Origin of the sequence: Microbacterium limosum, from assembly GCF_036324365.1 — a bacterium.
GTDB lineage: Bacteria > Actinomycetota > Actinomycetes > Actinomycetales > Microbacteriaceae > Microbacterium > Microbacterium limosum.
Genome location: NZ_CP137080.1, coordinates 800,319 through 815,552, shown reverse-complemented (window position 1 = coordinate 815,552; position 15,234 = coordinate 800,319). Strand labels below are relative to the sequence as shown.

Sequence of the window (15,234 nt, the reverse complement as noted above, 5' to 3'; positions counted from 1 at the left end):
TTCCAGATGCTCCTTAGAAAGGAGGTGATCCAGCCGCACCTTCCGGTACGGCTACCTTGTTACGACTTAGTCCTAATTACCGATCCCACCTTCGACGGCTCCCTCCACAAGGGTTGGGCCACCGGCTTCAGGTGTTACCGACTTTCATGACTTGACGGGCGGTGTGTACAAGACCCGGGAACGTATTCACCGCAGCGTTGCTGATCTGCGATTACTAGCGACTCCGACTTCATGAGGTCGAGTTGCAGACCTCAATCCGAACTGGGACCGGCTTTTTGGGATTCGCTCCACCTTGCGGTATTGCAGCCCTTTGTACCGGCCATTGTAGCATGCGTGAAGCCCAAGACATAAGGGGCATGATGATTTGACGTCATCCCCACCTTCCTCCGAGTTGACCCCGGCAGTATCCCATGAGTTCCCACCATTACGTGCTGGCAACATAGAACGAGGGTTGCGCTCGTTGCGGGACTTAACCCAACATCTCACGACACGAGCTGACGACAACCATGCACCACCTGTTTACGAGTGTCCAAAGAGTTGACCATTTCTGGCCCGTTCTCGTATATGTCAAGCCTTGGTAAGGTTCTTCGCGTTGCATCGAATTAATCCGCATGCTCCGCCGCTTGTGCGGGTCCCCGTCAATTCCTTTGAGTTTTAGCCTTGCGGCCGTACTCCCCAGGCGGGGAACTTAATGCGTTAGCTGCGTCACGGAAACCGTGGAATGGTCCCCACAACTAGTTCCCAACGTTTACGGGGTGGACTACCAGGGTATCTAAGCCTGTTTGCTCCCCACCCTTTCGCTCCTCAGCGTCAGTTACGGCCCAGAGATCTGCCTTCGCCATCGGTGTTCCTCCTGATATCTGCGCATTCCACCGCTACACCAGGAATTCCAATCTCCCCTACCGCACTCTAGTCTGCCCGTACCCACTGCAGGCCCGAGGTTGAGCCTCGGGTTTTCACAGCAGACGCGACAGACCGCCTACGAGCTCTTTACGCCCAATGATTCCGGATAACGCTTGCGCCCTACGTATTACCGCGGCTGCTGGCACGTAGTTAGCCGGCGCTTTTTCTGCAGGTACCGTCACTTTCGCTTCTTCCCTGCTAAAAGAGGTTTACAACCCGAAGGCCGTCGTCCCTCACGCGGCGTTGCTGCATCAGGCTTTCGCCCATTGTGCAATATTCCCCACTGCTGCCTCCCGTAGGAGTCTGGGCCGTGTCTCAGTCCCAGTGTGGCCGGTCACCCTCTCAGGCCGGCTACCCGTCGACGCCTTGGTGAGCCATTACCTCACCAACAAGCTGATAGGCCGCGAGCCCATCCCGGACCGAAATTCTTTCCAGCTGCTGAAGATGCCTTCGCAGCTCGTATCCGGTATTAGACGCCGTTTCCAGCGCTTATCCCAGAGTCCGGGGCAGGTTGCTCACGTGTTACTCACCCGTTCGCCACTGATCCACAGAGCAAGCTCTGCTTCACCGTTCGACTTGCATGTGTTAAGCACGCCGCCAGCGTTCATCCTGAGCCAGGATCAAACTCTCCGTAAAGAATTTTTGCTACGGCCGGACCGGAATGGGTTCGGCTGTAGCGAGTTTGATCTGACGATCGGATGTCATTACTGACATATCCGTTTAATCTCAAAAGAATCTCATCGATCAGCTAAGCTGACCGCGAGGTTTTTTGGCATTTGACAAGTGCACGCTGTTGAGTTCTCAAGGATCGGATGCTCCTGCGTTCTGGCCTCTCGGCTGCTCCGCAGGGCAACTTCTCTATCTTATCCGTTTCGCTCGGCTTGTCAAATCGGCGTTTTCGGCGGATTCGATCCGGCCAGCCTGAAGAGACGGTGCTCGAGTGAGCAGGAACCCCATTCTAGACCCAGGGGTCTGGACCCTCAAGTGAAGGTCCGTTCGAAGGGGGGTGGTTCTCCGCTTGAGGGGGGTGAGGCTCTCGGGCCTTTCCGCTTCCCTGTGGGGCGAACAAGTAATAAGTTACGCGGAGGTTTCCGGTTGGGCAAATCATGCTGACATCCCGGGCGTGTCGCCCGTGTTTCCGCGGTACGGAGCGGTCGTGCCACCGCCTGCGGATCGGACCTCGCGCCCCGGGGTGCGCAGCGTCTAGCCTCCCTGCATGCCCCCGCACGACCAGACGGCATCGTCGCCCGAGTCGCTGCCCCCGCTCCCCGCTCGGACAGCGGTGCCGGAGCTGGCTCTCCGCGCGGTGCGGCACGCGTCGCTCGCGATGGCGCGCCTGACGGATGCCGACGCCGCGCTCCCCCACCCGGATCCGGACCGCGTGGCGGTGGCCTATGCGAGCGAACGCCATCTCCGCGTCCACGGCGAGCGGCCGGATATCTGGAGCGCCCTCTCCGGGTTCTTCCCCACCCGGAGCGGCTGGCTGCGCACCCACGGCAACTACGCGCACCACGCGCTCGCGCTCACCCGTGCCCTGCTCCTTCCCTCCGACGCGGACCAGGCGCAGCTGGCGGCCGCCCTCTCCCGTATGAGCGCCCTCGCGGCGGAGCGGCTGATCGTCCGGGCGGGCGGGGTCGCCGCACGGGTGCGGGAAGAGGTCCCCGTCCGGGACGCCGCGCTTCGCGAATCCCCGCTCGTCGCGACCCGGCGCCTGGGCGCGCACCCGCGGCATCCACTGCCCGGCCCCACCCCGTCGGCGCCGCTGCGAGGGATACGCGTGCTCGATCTGACCCGCGTCATCGCCGGCCCGATCGCGACGCGCACCCTCGCCCTCTCCGGCGCCGACGTACTGCGCATCGACCCCGTGACCCACCCCGAGGCGCCGTGGCAGCACCTCGACACGGGGCACGGCAAGCGCTCCGCCCTCCTCGACCTGCGGGAGGCCGCGGCCGCCTCCCGCCTGCATGAGCTGCTCGGCCGCGCGGATGTCGTGGTCTACGGCTACCGCCCCGACTCCGCGGCTCGCTGGGGTCTCGATCCCCGCACCCTCGCCGCCCGCCATCCCGGCATCGTCGTCGCGCGGCTCTCCGCGTGGGGCTTCGAGCGATCGGCGCGCTCCCGCCGCGGGTTCGACAGCATCGTGCAGGCTGCCTCCGGCATCGCGCGGGTCGAATCCGGCGACGGCGTCCGCCCCGGCGCGCTCCCCGTGCAGGCTCTCGACCACTCGGCGGGCTATCTGCTCGCGGCCGGCGTCATGCGCGCCCTCGCCCGCCGTCGCGACGAGGGCGGCTCCTGGCTCGTGCAGACGTCGCTGCGCCGCATGGCCGCCGAGCTGCTCGGGATGCCACGGCTTCCGCACCGGCCGCGGATCGCCGAGCCGGACCCCACCCCGCACCTGCAGGACTTCGTCGTCGCCGGGACTGCCGTGACCACCGCCGCCCCGGCGCCCCGCTACCCGGGCGGTCCCACACGCTTCGACCCTCCGCGGCCCTGGGGACAGGACGAGCCGAGATGGGCGTGACCCCCTCCCCGGCCGCGCTCAGCGTCGACGCGACGGCGCGACGACGACGGCCAGCACGAGCGTCGCGACGCCCCAGAGCGCGGCGGCCGGGGGCAGCACGAGATACGCGAGATGCTCGATGCCGAATCCGGGGCGGAAGGGCCCGAAGACCACGTAGCCCCACACCGCGGCCGCCGCGAGCGCGACGGGCAGGGAAACCCACCACGTCCACCGGACGAGCCGCGGGAACCGCCGGACGGGGGGCGACGCCGGGGGGCGTCGCAGCCACAGCACCCCAGCGACGGCGAGGATCCCCAGCCCGAGCGCCGACGACGCATCCTGCAGCCAGGCGTAGAGCGGCTGCCCCGCCCAGCCGGTGTCGAGAGCCGGCAGGAGCCGCACACCCCAGCGCCCGTGGTGGGTGAACAGGTCCCAGACGATGTGGGAGACCACGCCGATCGCGAGGGAGGCGACGAGCAGCAGGATGCCCCGCACGCCCCCGCCGAGCGTCTCCGCCAGCGCACGCCCGGCCCCGCGGTCCCATTCGCTCGGCAGCCGAGCCGCGAGCCATGACGGCGAGAGCTCCCGCGCGGCCGGTCGCAGGACGCAGCGCCACACGAGCAGCAGGGCGAGGGCGAGCAGGAGCGTCGCCGGCAGCCACGCGAAGTCGTGGGTGGCGGAATACCGCAGGAGGTACCCGCGAGTGAAGATCGGCAGATCGGGTGTCATCGCCCCCACGGCGATCGCGGCCGGTACCAGCGGCGTGCGCACGAACGGCAGCGCGACGACCGCATGGCTCGGCGTGAATGGCACGGATCAGTTCCGCAGGAACAGCCCGGCGAGCGTCTTCTTCCCCCGCCGCAGCACCGATACGCCCCCGGGCAGGGAGCCGGCGACGACGGCGGTGTCATCGGCGACCTTCTCGCCGTCGAGCGACACCCCGCCCTGCGCGATCGCGCGCCGGGCCTCAGAGAGGCTCTGCACGAGCCCGGTCTCCACGAGCGCGTGCACGACGCCCGTGCCGGCCTCGACCTCCGCGTGGGGCAGCTCCCGCAGCGCGGTCGCGAGCGTCTGGGCGTCGAGCGCGCGCAGGTCGCCCTGTCCGAACAGCGCCTCGGAGGCGGCGATGACGGATGCCGCGGCATCCGCCCCGTGCACGAGCGCCGTCACCTCGTGCGCCAGGCGCTTCTGCGCAGCCCTGCGGAACGGTTCGCTCTCCACCAGCCGCGCGTAGTGCTCGATCTCCTCGCGCGTGAGGAACGTGAAGATCTTCAGGCGCTCGATGACGTCGGCGTCGTCGGTGTTGAGCCAGAACTGGTACATCCGGTAGGGGCTGCACATCGCGGCATCCAGCCAGATGGCGTTGCCCTCGCTCTTGCCGAACTTGGTGCCGTCGCTGTTGGTGATCAGCGGAGTGCCGATCGCGTGGGCCGACACGCCCTCGACGCGGTGGATCAGGTCGGTTCCGCTGGTGAGGTTGCCCCACTGGTCGCTGCCGCCGGTCTGCAGCACGCAGCCGTAGGTGCGGTACAGCTCCAGGTAGTCCATGCCCTGCAGGATCTGGTAGCTGAACTCGGTGTAGCTGATCCCCGCCTCGGAGTTCAGCCGGGCGGCGACCGCGTCCTTCTTCAGCATCGTGCCGACGCGATAGTGCTTTCCGATGTCGCGAAGGAAGTCGATCGCCGACAGCGGGGCGGTCCAGTCGAGATTGTTGACCACGCGCGCGGCCCCGGTGCCCTCGAAGCTCAGGAAGCGCTCGATCTGCGCCCGCAGCTTCGCGACCCACTCCTGCACCGTCTCGGGCGTGTTGAGGGTGCGCTCGGCGGTGGGCCGCGGATCTCCGATGAGGCCGGTCGAGCCCCCCACGAGACCGAGCGGCAGGTGACCCGCCAGCTGCAGCCGCCGCATGACCAGCAGCTGCACGAGGTTGCCCAGATGAAGGCTCGGCGCGGTGGGGTCGAACCCGCAGTAGAACACGATCGGGGCGCCGCCGAGCAGCGTGCGAAGGGCCTCCTCGTCGGTGGAGACGTGGACCAGGCCGCGCCAGACCAGTTCGTCCCAGACGTTGTCGAACGACGGATCGTTGGCGGGGGTCACGGCGCGCAGCACGGCATCGGAGGGGTCGGTGGGCACGTCTTCGAGGCTACCAGCGGCATCCCCGCGCCTCGGTCCCCGGAGGGCTCAACGCGCGAGGCCGAACCCCCACCAGACGAGGAAGGCCGAGGCGAGCGCGAGCACCCAGCTGACGAGGCTGCCGACGAGGAAGTACTCGGCGCGGTCGCCGGCGTCGTCGCGGGAGATCTCCGGGAAGCGCACGATGCCCTTGGCCGCGAGCGCCGCCGCCAGCAGCGCGTAGGCGCCCGCGAGCGTCAGCGCGAAGACGAGGATCCGCTCCAGGGGACCGATGAGGCGACCGCCCTTGAGCGAGGGCCGCTCGGGCAGCGGCACGGCGTCGTCGGCCGACCCGCCCTCCGGCTCGGGCGGTTCGTCGCGCGCCGGGGCGCCGGGCAGCGGCGGGCGCGGCGGGATGACGAAGCCGTCGCTGACGGGAGGGGGATGCCGGGGCTCGGCGCTCCGGGGCGCCCGCGCCCCGCCCGTGCGCGCGGGGAGGGCGTGCGTGCCGAGCGCCGCACGCACCACGACGTTCGCGCTCTCGAGGAGGAAGACGGCGGCCCCGATCACGAGCACGGCGTGGTCGGGGGTCAGCTCTCCGCCGGGGACCGGCATCCGCCAGACGGGGCCGATCAGTCCCGGCTCGCTGCGCGGCGCGATCCACGCCACGCTCGCGGTCGCGAGGCCGAAGACGGCCACGGCGGGCCAGACGCCCGCCCGCGCGGGCGCCCCCACGGGCATCAGCCACACCCACCCCGTCGTGACGGCGAGCGCCATCGCGGCGGCGGGCACGGCATCCACGACCACGCCCAGGGCCAGCACGACGATCAGGACGGCGGCGAGCGCGACCCACCGGTGACGGTGCACCGCCTGGCGCGCGAGATCGGCGAGGCCGAGGGCGAGGAGCACGAGGCCCGCGGCGATCACGCGGCACCCGCCCGGATCAGGAGGCGGTAGCCCTCGACGACCCCCGCCGCACCCGACGAGGTCAGCGCCTGCGACACCGCGGACTGCGTGATCCCCTCGCCCTCGGCGAGCTGCTTCTGCGTGCGACCGAGGCATCGGCCGTACACGAGGCGTCGCGTTCGCTCCGCCATGGCGCCCACCACCTGGTCGCGGCTGAGGAGGTAGGCGTTGGCGAGGGAGATCTGCCGGTGCATGAGGGCATCCTCCTCCTCGCCCCCGACAACCCACGTGCGCAGCGCGGGGACGGCGCGCTGCTGCCGCGCGTGTACGACCTCGATCGCCTCCCGCGCGGCCCACCACCCCGGCCCTTCGGGAATCGCCCCCGCCGCCGAGGGGACCGTGCGGATGTCGCCGACGCCCACGCCGAACCGGCACTCCAGCCCGTCGGGGAGCGCGAGGCGCAGGAGCAGCACCGAGGCGAGGGCGTGCTCGAGCTCTGCGAAGACGCCCTGGAACTCGTCTCCGACCGTGGGCGCGAGGGGCTGCACGGCCACCGGCAGGTCGCCGTGCACACGGTCGATCGCCGCCTCGATCGTGCGCTGGGCGCTCGACCGGTCGTCGAGTCGTCGCGAGCCCACGATGTCTGCGAGCACCGATATCGCCATGAAATAAGCATAAAGCTTATTTATGCAGAATATAAGACCTATAGTCCGAGGTCGTGCCCCGCGCTCTGCGCCCGTGCGATCAGCTCCGCCCGCTGCTCGGACACCCGCTCGGGAGCGGTTCCGCCCGCCGCGCTGCGGCTCCGGACGGATCCCTCGATCGTCAGCACCTCCCGCACGGACGGCTCGAGGTGGACGGAGACGGCTGCCAGCATCTCGTCGCCGGCCTCGTGAAGCTCGATGCCGTGCTGCTCGCACACGCGCACGAGAGCACCGGAGATCTCGTGCGCCTCCCGGAAGGGAACGCGGCGACGCACGAGCCAATCCGCCACGTCGGTCGCGAGGGAGAAGCCCTGCGGGGCGAGCTCGGCCATCCGCGCGGTGTCGAAGCGCAGCGTCGCGATCATCCCGGCCACGGCGGGCAGCAGCACCTCGAGCGTCGCGACGGAGTCGAACACCGGCTCCTTGTCCTCCTGGAGGTCGCGGTTGTACGCCAGCGGCAGGGCCTTGAGCGTGGCCAGCAGTCCCGTCAGGTTCCCGATCAGGCGTCCCGACTTCCCCCGCGCGAGCTCGGCGATGTCGGGGTTCTTCTTCTGCGGCATGATGCTGGAGCCGGTGGAGTAGGCGTCATCGAGCGTGACGAACCCGAACTCCCGCGTGTTCCACAGGATGATCTCCTCGGCCAGCCGCGACACGTCGACGCCGATCATCGCGGTGATGAAAGCGAACTCGGCCACGATGTCGCGGGCCGCCGTGCCGTCGAGCGAGTTCTCGGAGGGCCGGGACATGCCCAGGCGCTCGGCCACCAGGGCGGGGTCGAGCCCGAGGCTCGATCCGGCGAGCGCTCCGCCGCCGTAGGGCGAGACCCTCGCGCGCTCCCGCCAGTCGCGCAGCCGCTCGAGGTCGCGCACGAGAGGCCAGGCGTGCGCCTGCAGGTGGTGCGCGAGCAGGATCGGCTGGGCGTGCTGCAGGTGGGTGCGCCCGGGCATGATCGCGTCCCCCGCGGCATCCGCCTGCGCGACGAGGGCGTCGATGATCCGCAGCACGTCGCGCGCGATGACCCCCGCGTGGTCGAGGAGGTAGAGCCGCACCAGGGTCGCGATCTGGTCGTTGCGGCTGCGGCCGGCGCGCAGGCGTCCGCCCAGCTCTGCTCCCGCTCGCTCGATCAGGCCGCGCTCGAGCGCTCCGTGCACGTCCTCGTCGCCGGGATCGGCGACGAAGCGGCCCGACGCGACGTCGGCCGCCAGCTCGTCGAGAGCGGCGTGCATCGCCGTCAGCTCCTCGGCCTCGAGGTAGCCCGCCGCGGCGAGCGCCTCGGCGTGGGCCTTCGACCCCGCGATGTCGTAGGGCGCGAGCACCCAGTCGAAGTGCGTCGACCGGCTCAGCGCGGCCAGCTCGGGCGCGGGTCCGCTGGCGAATCGCGCCCCCCACAGGGCGCCCTCGTTCGTTCCCTCGGTCTTCTCGGTGCTCACCGCTCCACCCTATCCAGCCTCGGGTGCCGCGCCCGTCGGGCCGTCAGCGCACGATGCGGGATGCCGTGCGGCGCACCGCTGCGGCCACCACCGCCTCGAGCGGTCCCCGCCCCATCAGGAGCGCCCACGCCGTGCAGCCCACGATGCTCCAGAACACGAAGCTCCCGAACGGGTGCAGCGCGCGGAACCCGGACAGGTCGGAGGGGCTGCCGAGCAGGATGGTGGCCGCGATCGCCCACGCGAGGATCTGCCCCGCGTAGGCGGTGAGCGGCATGGAGCCGAGCGCCCGAAGCGGGAGCGCCGCCCATCCGAGCGGACCGACGACGCCCCCTCGCCACCAGGGCCGGCACACCAGGAGGCACAGGCCGACGACGGCGAGCGCGAAGCCGCCCGAACCGAACACCTCGAGCACGCCGCTCGAGTGCGGCTCGGCCGTCCACACGGCATCCACGAGCGACGCCGATGCCGCGGCATCCCGCCGCCCCTCCGGCGGGGCGAGCCCGTAGGCGATCGCGGCGATCCCCGCGCCGAAGAGCACGAGCGCCGTCTGCACGCTCCCGGAGCGCAGATCGAGCCGCCCGACGCCGAGCCCCGCCACGATGAACGTGCTCCACACCACGAACGGGTACTGCCACCCGATCAGCAGGCTCGCATCCTCCACTCCCGGCGTCCGCCACACGGGAAGCGTCATGATCGCCGCGTAGACCCAGGGGGTCACCAGCCCCAGACCCACCGCGATCCCGAACAGCACGACGGGGCGCAGCGTGAGCAGCGGGAGGACGAGGAGGAACAGGATCGCGTAGGCGGGCAGGATGACGTACACCGGCACGCCGGTGGCGATCAGCAGGATGCCCAGCACCCAGATGATCAGGGCGCGCACCGCCAGGCCGGTCGCCGCGCGCGCGAGGCGCTCGCCGCGCACCGGCGCGCGACCGCCGGTGAGCAGACCGATCGAGATGCCCGCGAGGGTGGCGAAGAGGATCGAGGAGCGCCCGTCGACGATGCCGGTCCACGTGGCGGGGTCGGTCCAGACGAGGTCGTCGGTGACGAGCAGATGGGCCGCGAGCATGCCGATGACGGCGAGCCCCCGGGCGAGATCGATGCCCGCCAGGCGCGCGGGACCGTTCAGGCCCCGCCAGTTCGCGGCGAGCCTGCCCGGTCGGCCGGTCGTCAGCTCTGCGCCAGCAGCCACACCAGCAGGGCCTTCTGCGCGTGCAGCCGGTTCTCGGCCTCGTCCCACACCACCGACTGGGGTCCGTCGATGACCTCCGCGTCCACCTCGTAGCCGCGGTCGGCGGGGAGGCAGTGGATGAAGATCGCGTCGGGCTTGGCCAGCGTCATCGTCTCGTTCGTGACCTTGTAGGCGCCGAGGTCGCGAAGACGCGCGATCTTCTCCTCCTCCTTGCCCATGGACACCCACGTGTCCGTGACGACGATGTCGGCCCCCGCCGCGGCCTCGAGCGGGTCGGTGAACTGCGTGACCGAGCCTCCCGTGCCCTCGGCGATCCGGTCGGCATCCGCGACGACGTCCTCGCGGGGCGCGTAGTCCTCGGGCGAGGCGACGCGCACGTGCATCCCCGCCGTCGCACCGGCGAGCACGTAGGAGTGGGCCATGTTGCTCATGCCGTCGCCGAAGAACGTCAGCGTCAGCCCCTTCAGCTCCCCCTTGTGCTCGCGGATCGTGAGCAGGTCGGCCAGCAGCTGGCAGGGGTGGAAGTCGTCGGAGAGTGCGTTGACGACGGGCACCCGCGTGCCCTGGGCCATCTGCTCGAGCCCGGCCTGCGCGTAGGTGCGCCACACGATCGCCGCGACCTGCCGCTCGAGCACCCGAGCCGTGTCCGCCGGGGTCTCCTTGCCGCCCAGCTGGCTGTTGGCGGTGGAGATGACCAGCGGCGAGCCGCCCAGGTCGGCGATGCCGACCGCGAAGGAGACGCGCGTGCGGGTGGAGGACTTGTCGAAGATGACGGCGACGGTCTGGGGACCGGCGAGCGGCTTCTGCGCCCAGCGGTTCTTCTTCAGCTCGAGCGCGAGATCGAGGATCTCGGACTGCTCGGCGGGGGTGATGTCGTCGTCGCGGAGGAAGTGGCGGGTCATGCGTTCACCTTTGCGGGGGCGGCGTCGGCCGCGTCGTCGAGAAGCAGGGCTTCGGTTGCGGTGGCCAGCGAGGCCTGGAAGAGGTCGACGAACTCGGCGATCTCGTCGTCGCCGATCGTCAGGGGCGGGGCGATGCGCACCGTCGAGGGATTCGCGGCGTTCACGATGAGCCCATGGGTCTGCGCCGCGGCGACGACCGCACCGGCGACCGGCCGCGCGAGCGCGATGCCGATGAGCAGGCCCTGGCCGCGGCATCCCGTCACCAGCGGCGAATGGATGTCCGCGATCGCGTCGCGGATCTGCGCACCGCGCGCCGCGGCGTTCGCCACGAGTCCGGCGCGCTCGATCTCACCGAGCACGGCGCCCGCCACGGCGGTGCCGAGCGCGTTGCCGCCGAACGTGGAGCCGTGGGAGCCGGGGAAGAACAGCTCGCTCGCGTCGCCGAACGTGATGAGCGCGCCGATCGGGAAGCCCCCGCCGATGCCCTTGGCCACGGTGATGGCGTCGGGCGTGATGCCGGCGTGCTGGAACCCGAACCACGCGCCGGTGCGGCCTGCGCCGGTCTGGATCTCGTCGACGATGAGGAGCACGCCATGCGCCGAGGTCAGCTCCCGCGCTGCCGCGAGATAGCCCTCCGGAAGCTCGACCACGCCCGCCTCGCCCTGGATGGGCTCCACGACGAGCGCCGCGACGGTGTCGTCGAGCGCGGCCTCGAGCGCCTCGATCGTGACGGGGATGTGCTCCACCCCCGGCACCATCGGCGAGAACGGCTCCTGCATCGCGGGCTTGCCCGTCAGCGCGAGGGTTCCCATCGTGCGGCCGTGGAAGGCGTTCTCGAGCGTCAGGATGCGGGGGCGGCCGCTCTCGCGTCCGTGCAGCCGGGCGAGCTTGAAGGCCGCCTCGTTCGCCTCGGCCCCGGAATTGCCGAAGTACACCCGGCCCCGCTCCCCCGTGCCGGCGAGCCGCTTCAGCGTCGCCGCGAGCTGCAGCTGCGGGGGCGTGGCGAAGTAGTTCGAGACGTGGGTGAGCGTCGCCGCCTGCCGCGCGAGCGCCTCGACGAACACGGGGTGCGCGTGGCCGAGGGAGTTGACGGCGATGCCGCCGAGGAAGTCCAGGTAGCGGCGGCCGGCGTCGTCCCACAGATACGCACCCTCGCCGCGGACGAACATCGCCATGCGTTCGCCGAAGCTGCGCACCAGATCCCGTCCCGCGTCGTCCTGCCAGCTCATCCCGCGACCACCTCCGTGCCGATTCCCTTGTTCGTGAAGACCTCGACGAGCACCGAATGCGGCACCCGTCCGTCAATGATCGCCGCCGAGTCGACGCCGCCGTCGACCGCGTCCAGGCACGCCTGCATCTTCGGGATCATGCCCGATTCCAGGCTCGGCAGCATGGCGCGCAGCTCGGTCGCGGTCAGGTGCGACACGAGCGAGTCCCGGTTGGGCCAGTCGGCGTAGAGACCGGGGACGTCGGTGAGCACGATGAGCTTCGCAGCGCCGAGCGCCGTGGCCAGGGCGGATGCCGCGGCATCCGCGTTGACGTTCAGGCTCTGCCCCGGCCTGTCGAGGTCGGGCGCGATCGAGGAGACGACGGGGATGCGTCCCGCCTCGAGGTGGTCGTGCACCGTCGTCGGATCGACGCTGACGACGTCGCCGACGTTGCCGAGGTCGTGCTCCTCGCCGTCGATGACGACTCCCCGGCGGCGTCCGCCGAACAGGCCGGCGTCCTCGCCGCTCACGCCGCTCGCGAGCGGCCCGTGCGCGTTGATGCGGCCCACCAGCTGCGGATTGATCTGGCCCGTCAGCACCATGCGCACGACGCCGATCGCCTCGGTCGAGGTGACGCGGTACCCGCCCTTGAACTCGCTCGGGATCGAGAGCCGATCGAGCATCGCCGAGATCTGCGGGCCCCCGCCGTGGACGACGACGGGCTTGACCCCGACGAAGCGCAGATAGGCGATGTCCTCGGCGAAGCTCTGCTGCAGCTCGTCAGAGACCATCGCGTTGCCGCCGTACTTGATGACGATGATCTGGTCGCGGAAGCGCTTGAGCCACGGCAGCGACTCGATGAGCACGGCGGCCTTCTCGGCCGCCTCCTCCGGGCTGGTGTCCTGGATGTCGGTCATGAGCTGTACGCGCTGTTCTCGTGGACGTAGTCGTGCGTCAGGTCGTTGGTCCAGATCGTGGCGCAGGCGTCGCCCGCCTTCAGATCGATGCCGACGTGCGTCGCGCGCGGCGTGAGATCGACCTCTTCCCGCGGCCGGTCGGGTCCGCCCTTCGTGCAGACGCGGACGCCGTTCATGCTCACGTCGACGTCGTACGGATCGAACGCGGCATGCGTCGTGCCGATCGCGGCGAGCACCCGGCCCCAGTTGGGGTCGTTCCCGAAGACCGCCGCCTTGAAGAGGTTGTTCCGGGCGACGGAGCGGCCGACGTCGACGGCGTCCTCCTCGGATGCCGCGCCGGTCACCTCGATCGTGATGTCGTGGCTCGCGCCCTCGGCGTCGCCCTGCAGCTGCGTCGCGAGGCTCGTGCAGGCCTCGCGGAGGGCGGCGGCGAATTCGACCGGGTCGGGCGTCACACCGGATGCGCCGCTGACCATGAGCGTCACCTGATCGTTCGTGGACATGCACCCGTCGGAGTCGAGCCGGTCGAAGCTCACGCGGGTCGCGGCGCGCAGGTGGGCGTCGGCCTCCTCGGCGGTGAGCACGGCGTCGGTCGTGAGGACGACGAGCATCGTCGCGAGGCCGGGCGCGAGCATCCCTGCACCCTTCGCCATGCCGCCGATCGACCAGCCGTCGCCGTGCACGACGGTGCGCTTCGGGCGGGAGTCGGTCGTCATGATCGCGAGCGACGCGGCCTCGCCGCCGTCGGGCGTCAGCCCCGCGATCGCGCGGGTCGTGCCCTCCAGCACCTTGGCGCGGAAGACCTCGTCGCCCGTGCCGATCAAGCCGGTGGAGCACACGAGGACGTCGCCGGCGCTCACGCCGAGCAGTTCGGCGGCCCTCTCGGCGGTCTGGTGCGTCGTCTGGAACCCGAAGCTGCCCGTGAAGCAGTTGGCGCCGCCGGAGTTGAGCACGACCGCTTCGACGACGCCGTCCCTCACCGCCACCTCCGACCACAGGATCGGGTTGGCCTTGGCGCGATTGCTCGTGAAGACCGCCGCGCCCGCCTTGAGCGGCCCGCGGTTGACGACGACCGCGACATCCGGCTTTCCCGTCGACTTCAGCCCCGCGGCGACGCCCGCCGCCGCGAAGCCCTGGGGTGCGGTCACGCTCACGGCGCCACTCCGTTCACGGTCAGGCCCGTGGCCTCGGGGAGGCCGAGGGCGATGTTCATCGACTGGATCGCCGCGCCCGCCGTGCCCTTGGCGAGGTTGTCGAGGGCGGTGACGACGACGACCCGGTTCGCGGCACGGTCGATCGCAAGCCCCATCAGCGCGGTGTTCGCGCCGAGCACGTCGGCCGTGCGAGGGAATTCCCCTGCCGGCAGCAGGTGCACGAACGTCTCGTCCCCGTAGGCCGCCTCCCACGCGCCGCGGATGTCGGCGTCGGACGCGTCCGGCGCGATCGGGGCCGAGCTGGTGGCGAGGATGCCGCGCGCCATCGGCACGATGACGGGCGTGAACGAGATGCGGATGGCGTCGGTGAGCGATGTCCATACCCGGTCTTCGGGCTCGCTCGCCGAGTCCGCCACCGGCAACGCGGCGGCGAGCGCCTGGCGTATCTCAGGGATGTGCCGGTGCGTGCCGCCGACGGCATACGGGTTGGCGGAGCCGAGGATCTCGCTCGCGAGGAGGTTCGTCTTGAGGCTCTTGCCGGCGCCGCTCGGCCCGACGGCGAGGACACTCACGATGTCGCGGGTGTCGATCACCCCGGCAGCGACGCCGGGGACGAGACTCAGACTCACGGTCGATGCATTGCAGCCGGGCGCCGCTATCCGGGATGCCCCGGCCAGGCGGGAGCGCTGCTTGGCGCCGCCTCCGACCAGGAGCTCGGGCACGCCGTAGGCCCACGGCTCGTGGAACTCGCCGCCGTAGAAGTGATCCCACGCCGAGACGGACTCGAGCCGGTGGTCCGCGCCGCAGTCGATCACGAGCGGCGCCTCGGCGAGCGCCTCGGTGTACTGCCCCGACTGACCGTGCGGCAGGGCGAGGAAGACGATGTCGTGCCCCGCGAGGGTCTCGGGCGTCGTGTCCTGCAGAGTGAGGTGAGCGAGCGAGCGGAGGTGCGGCTGGTGCAGGGCGAGCGGCTGGCCGGCGTTCGAGTGCGCGGTCACCGTGCGGATCTCGACATCCGGGTGCGCCGCGAGCAGCCGGAGCAGTTCCCCGCCGGCGTATCCGGAGGCGCCGGAGACGGCTACCTGATAGGGCATGGTGTCAACCTTAGGGTCTGGGAGGCCTCGCCCCCGCGCGGTGGCGCGGAGGATGTCGACGGCGACGCCGCTGCCGCGCCCACGGGGCGGGGCGTGCGGGGTCGCCTACAGTCGGCGGCCGCCCAGACGTCGGCGCGCACCGGCGAGGCGCACGGAAGGCGTCTCGAGGGCGGTGGCGGCCGAAGGCATGCGCCGACGATAGCGGCCGTGCC

The 15,234-nt window shown here is 70.5% G+C and carries 12 protein-coding genes and 1 rRNA gene; 1 reads left to right on the top strand and 12 read right to left on the bottom strand.

Annotated features, from left to right (window positions below; all coding sequences use genetic code 11):
• Positions 1–17: 17 nt before the first annotated feature.
• A 16S ribosomal RNA gene (locus tag RYJ27_RS03930) occupies positions 18–1,539 on the bottom strand.
• A gap of 580 nt (positions 1,540–2,119) precedes the next feature.
• Between RYJ27_RS03930 and RYJ27_RS03925 the strand changes: the two genes are divergently transcribed.
• Positions 2,120–3,424, top strand: a complete 1,305-nt coding sequence (locus RYJ27_RS03925; RefSeq protein ID WP_330171449.1) for a CoA transferase — start codon at positions 2,120–2,122, stop codon at positions 3,422–3,424.
• A gap of 18 nt (positions 3,425–3,442) precedes the next feature.
• Here RYJ27_RS03925 and RYJ27_RS03920 read toward each other — a convergent pair whose 3' ends face one another.
• Genes RYJ27_RS03920 through argC form a run of 11 tightly spaced genes read right to left on the bottom strand, consistent with a single transcriptional unit; the run spans position 3,443 to position 15,022 of the window.
• Positions 3,443–4,216: a DUF4184 family protein gene (locus RYJ27_RS03920; RefSeq protein WP_330171448.1), complete on the bottom strand. Its 774-nt coding sequence runs from the start codon at positions 4,214–4,216 to the stop codon at positions 3,443–3,445.
• A gap of 3 nt (positions 4,217–4,219) precedes the next feature.
• Positions 4,220–5,536, bottom strand: coding sequence for a tyrosine--tRNA ligase (gene tyrS / locus RYJ27_RS03915; RefSeq protein ID WP_330171447.1), 1,317 nt, complete (start codon positions 5,534–5,536; stop codon positions 4,220–4,222).
• Between the two features lie 48 nt (positions 5,537–5,584).
• The gene (locus tag RYJ27_RS03910; protein WP_330171446.1) at positions 5,585–6,442 is read right to left on the bottom strand and encodes a hypothetical protein; all 858 of its coding nucleotides are present in this window, start codon (positions 6,440–6,442) and stop codon (positions 5,585–5,587) included.
• On the bottom strand, positions 6,439–7,086 hold the full coding sequence (locus RYJ27_RS03905) for a SatD family protein (RefSeq protein WP_330171445.1): 648 nt from the start codon (positions 7,084–7,086) through the stop codon (positions 6,439–6,441). The genes RYJ27_RS03910 and RYJ27_RS03905 overlap by 4 nt, the downstream gene beginning before the upstream one ends.
• Before the next feature lie 38 nt (positions 7,087–7,124).
• Positions 7,125–8,555, bottom strand: a complete 1,431-nt coding sequence (argH, locus tag RYJ27_RS03900; protein ID WP_330171444.1) for an argininosuccinate lyase — start codon at positions 8,553–8,555, stop codon at positions 7,125–7,127.
• A gap of 43 nt (positions 8,556–8,598) precedes the next feature.
• A complete protein-coding gene (locus tag RYJ27_RS03895) occupies positions 8,599–9,747 on the bottom strand; it encodes a heparan-alpha-glucosaminide N-acetyltransferase domain-containing protein (RefSeq protein WP_330171443.1) in 1,149 nt (382 codons plus the stop codon).
• The gene (gene argF, locus RYJ27_RS03890) at positions 9,726–10,649 is read right to left on the bottom strand and encodes an ornithine carbamoyltransferase (RefSeq protein WP_330171442.1); all 924 of its coding nucleotides are present in this window, start codon (positions 10,647–10,649) and stop codon (positions 9,726–9,728) included. Before argF ends, RYJ27_RS03895 begins: the two co-directional genes overlap by 22 nt.
• Entirely contained in the window at positions 10,646–11,878 is a 1,233-nt protein-coding gene (locus RYJ27_RS03885; RefSeq protein WP_330171441.1) for an acetylornithine transaminase, read from the bottom strand. The genes argF and RYJ27_RS03885 overlap by 4 nt, the downstream gene beginning before the upstream one ends.
• On the bottom strand, positions 11,875–12,774 hold the full coding sequence (gene argB / locus RYJ27_RS03880) for an acetylglutamate kinase (RefSeq protein WP_330171440.1): 900 nt from the start codon (positions 12,772–12,774) through the stop codon (positions 11,875–11,877). The genes RYJ27_RS03885 and argB overlap by 4 nt, the downstream gene beginning before the upstream one ends.
• Positions 12,771–13,928 carry a bifunctional glutamate N-acetyltransferase/amino-acid acetyltransferase ArgJ gene (gene argJ, locus RYJ27_RS03875; RefSeq protein ID WP_330171439.1) on the bottom strand — a complete coding sequence of 386 codons (1,158 nt, stop codon included), beginning with the start codon at positions 13,926–13,928 and terminating at the stop codon, positions 12,771–12,773. The genes argB and argJ overlap by 4 nt, the downstream gene beginning before the upstream one ends.
• The gene (gene argC / locus RYJ27_RS03870) at positions 13,925–15,022 is read right to left on the bottom strand and encodes an N-acetyl-gamma-glutamyl-phosphate reductase (RefSeq protein ID WP_330171438.1); all 1,098 of its coding nucleotides are present in this window, start codon (positions 15,020–15,022) and stop codon (positions 13,925–13,927) included. The genes argJ and argC overlap by 4 nt, the downstream gene beginning before the upstream one ends.
• Positions 15,023–15,234 lie beyond the last annotated feature (212 nt).